The sequence below is a fragment of the Kitasatospora sp. NPDC005748 genome, assembly GCF_040630735.1.
GTDB lineage: Bacteria > Actinomycetota > Actinomycetes > Streptomycetales > Streptomycetaceae > Kitasatospora.
Map to the genome: position 1 here is coordinate 1 of NZ_JBEXYD010000143.1, position 3,853 is coordinate 3,853.

Here is a 3,853-nt window from a genome sequence, read left to right on the forward strand (position 1 = left end):
CGAACACCGACCGCGTCGCCGCCAACGACCACGCCACATCCACCGGTTCGAGCGACGGCCGCGCCGACACCCACTCCCGCAACCGGCCCGCCTGAGCCGCCAGCCCCTGCGCCGACCGACCCGACACCACCCACGCGGTGGACCCGCCGGGCACGACCACCGCGGGAACGACCGGAGCCGGAGCCGCCTCGGTGGCGACCGGAGCCGGGGCCTCCTCCAGGATGACGTGCGCGTTGGTACCGCTCATCCCGAACGACGACACACCGGCACGACGCACCCGGTTCTCGGCCGACCACGGCACCGCCTCGGTCAGCAGCTCCACCTCACCGGCCGACCAGTCGATGTGCGGCGAGCGCTCGGCGGCGTGCAGCGTCGCCGGCAGCTCCCGGTGCTGGAGGGCCAGCACCATCTTGATCACCCCGGCCACACCGGCCGCGGCCTGGGTGTGCCCGATGTTCGACTTCACCGAACCCAGCCTCAACGGCCCCTGGCCGCGCCGCTCCTGGCCGTAGGTGGCCAGCAGTGCCTGCGCCTCGATCGGGTCGCCCAGCGGGGTCCCCGTGCCGTGCGCCTCCACCACGTCGACCTCGTCGGCGCGGACCCCGGCGTTCGCCAGCGCCGCGCGGATCACCCGCTGCTGCGAGGGACCGTTCGGCGCGGTCAGACCGTTCGACGCACCGTCCTGGTTGGTCGCGCTGCCGCGGATCACCGCGAGCACCCGGTGCCCGTTGCGCTGCGCGTCCGACAGCCGCTCCACGACCACCATGCCCGCGCCCTCGCCCAGGCCCATGCCGTCGGCCTCCGCCGAGAACGGCTTGCACCGGCCGTCCGGCGCAAGCCCCATCTGTCGGCTGAACTGGTCGAACAGCAGCGGGTTGGCCGCCACCATGACGCCGCCCGCCAGGGCCAGCGTGCACTCCCCGGAGCGCACCGCCTGCGCGGCCAGGTGCAGCGCCACCAGCGACGAGGAGCACGCGGTGTCGACCGTCACCGCCGGGCCCTCCAGGCCCAGCACGTACGACACCCGGCCGGAGACCACGCTGGTCGAGATCCCCGTGACGAGGTGCCCGTCCAGCTCGCCCTCCAGCCCGGAGCTCCAGCCGTAGCCGGAGGCGGAGGCGCCCGCGAACACGCCGGTCGCCGAACCGCGCAGCGACGCCGGGTCCAGTCCGGCCCGCTCCAGCGCCTCCCAGGCCACTTCGAGCAGCAACCGCTGCTGCGGGTCCATCGACACGGCCTCGCGCGGGCTGATCCCGAAGAACCCCGCGTCGAAGCCGGTCGCGTCGTAGACGAAGCCGCCCGCCCGGACGGGCCCGCCGTCGGCCGCGTCGGCGGTGTCCTCGATGACCCAGCCCCGGTCCTCCGGCAGTACGGAGATGGCGTCGGTCCGGGCGGTCACCAAGTCCCACAGCGCCTCCGGGCCGGTCACCCCGCCCGGGTAGCGGCACGCCATGCCGACGATCGCCAGCGGCTCGTCACTCGCCGCCGCCACCACCGGAGCACTCTGCGCACCGTCGGGGACGCCGGCCAGCTGCACCAGCAGGAACTCGGCGGCGGCCGTGGGGGTGGGCGCGTCGAACATCAGCGTGGCGGGCAGCTGCAGGCCGGTCGCGGCGCCGAGCCGGTTGCGCAGCTCCACCGAGGTCAGCGAGTCGAAGCCCAGGTCGCTGAAGGCCCGGGTGGCCTCGACGGCCTCGGGCGACGGGTAGTCCAGCACGGAGGCCGCCTGGGTCTGCACCAGGTTGACCAGCAGCCGGTTCTGCTCGATGCGCGACAGGCCGGCCAGCTGCCGCCGCCAGGACGCGCTCGCGTCCGAGCCCGCGGCCGGGTCGGCCCCGCCGGCCTCCGGCAGGTCACCGGCCAGGGCCTGCCGGACCTCGGGCAGGTTCTCGATCAGCGGGCTGGGCCGGCGCAGCGTGAACGGCGGGGCGAACCGCGCCCAGTCGATGTCGGCGACCGTCAGCTGGGGCTCGCCGCCGTCCAGGACCTGGGCCAGCGCCTGGACGGCGTGGTCCTTGTCCATGACGATCAGCCCGCGGCGGCTGCCCTGGGCGGCACCCGCCTCGTCGGTCATCCCGCCGCCGCCCCACGAACCCCACGCCACCGAGGTGGCGGTCAGGCCCTGGGACCGGCGGTGCTCGGCCAGGCCGTCCAGGAAGGTGTTGGCCGCGGCGTAGGCGGGCTGGAGACCACTGCCCCAGGTCGCCGCGATCGAGGAGAAGAGCACGAAGGCGTACAGGTCCAGGCCCCTGGTCAGCTCGTCCAGGTGGACGGCCCCCGAGGCCTTGGCGGCCAGCACGGCGGCCGTCTCGGCCAGGTCGGTCTCGTGCACGGTGGTGTGCTGGACGACACCGGCGGCGTGCATCACCGCGGACAGCGCGGGGCCGGTCGCGGCGATCCGGTCGAGCAGCCCGGCCAGGTCGGACCGGTCGGCCGCGTCGCAGGCGACGACGTCCACGTGGCTGCCCCGGGCCGCCAGTCCGGCGACCTTCGCGGCCAGACCGGCGGCGCCGGCCCCGGACCTGCTGGTCAGCACGAGCCGCTGCGCACCGCGGTCGGCCAGCCAGCCGGCCACGTGTCCACCGATCGCGCCGGTGCCTCCGGTGACCAGGACGGTTCCGGTGGGCGTCCACTGCTGGGCGTGGGCGCGGGGCCGGTCGGCCCGGCCGAGCCTGCGGCCGAAGACCGCGGCCGGACGGATCGCGACCTGGTCCTCGCCGCACCCGGCCAGCACGGCGGCCAGCCGTCCTGCGGTCTGCTCGTCGAACGCGGCCGGAAGGTCGATCAACCCGCCCCAGCGGTCGGGGTGTTCCAGTCCGACGACCCGGCCGAAGCCCCAGATCTGGGTCTGCAGCGGGTTCGTCAGCGCCTCCTCCGGCGTCGCCGCGACGGCGCCGCGGGTGAGCACCCACAGCGGTGCGCCGATGCCCGCGTCGCCCAGCGCCTGCACCACGGCCAGCGTGGCGGCGAAACCCCGGGTGACCGCCGGGTACTCGGGCACCGGTGTCTCGTCCAGGGCCAGCAGCGACACCACTCCGGCCGGCACCTCGTCGCCCGGCAGGGCCCCGCCGATGACGGCGGCCACGTCCTGCCGGTCCGTGACACCGGCCGGTACCTCGGCGACCGTGACATCGGCGCCACGGGCGGTCAGGGCCCGGACGCAGTCCTGCGTCAGCTCGTCGTCGGCCCGGTCGGCGAGCACCAGCCAGCGGCCGGTGAGCGCGGTCGGAGCGGGGTCGGCGACCGGCGCCCAGGTGACGCGGTAGCGCCAGTTCTCCGTCGCCGACCGGTCGAGCTCGCGGCGGCGCCACGAGGTCAGCGCCTCCAGGACCTCGCCGAGCGAGCGGCGGTCGTCCAGCTCCAGCTCCTCGGCGAGGTGCGCCAGGTCGCCGCCCTCGACGGCGGCCCAGAACCGGGCCTCGACGGCCGTACTCGCCCCGTCGCCACCGACCGGGACGACGGTCGCGGCCGAGGGCTCCAGCCAGTACCGCTGCTTCTGGAAGGCGTAGGTCGGCAGCTCCACCGTCTCGGCGGCGGGCAGCACAACCTTCCAGTCCACCGGGAGACCGCCGACGTAGGCCTGGGCGAGCGAGGTGAGGAGGCGGGTGGCGCCCGCGTTGTCGCGCTCCAGCGAGCCCACCGTCAGGACGTCGGCGACACCGGCGTCCTCGGCCGTCTCCGCCACCGCGGCGGTGAGGACCGGATGGGTCGACACCTCGACGAACGAGCCGTAGCCGCCACCCAGCAGGGTGCGCACCGCCTCCTCGAAACGGACCATCCGCCGCAGGTTCGCGAACCAGTAGCCCGCGTCCACCTCCGTACCGGACAACCACTCGCCCGTCACCGTCGAGAT

At 75.2% G+C, this 3,853-nt stretch carries 1 protein-coding gene; it reads right to left on the reverse strand.

All coding sequences use genetic code 11. The features are described 5' to 3' along the window. Positions 1 to 3,829: SDR family NAD(P)-dependent oxidoreductase (locus ABZ495_RS36860; RefSeq protein WP_359840352.1), on the reverse strand; the 3,829-nt coding region annotated here is incomplete at its 3' end. Positions 3,830 to 3,853 lie beyond the last annotated feature (24 nt).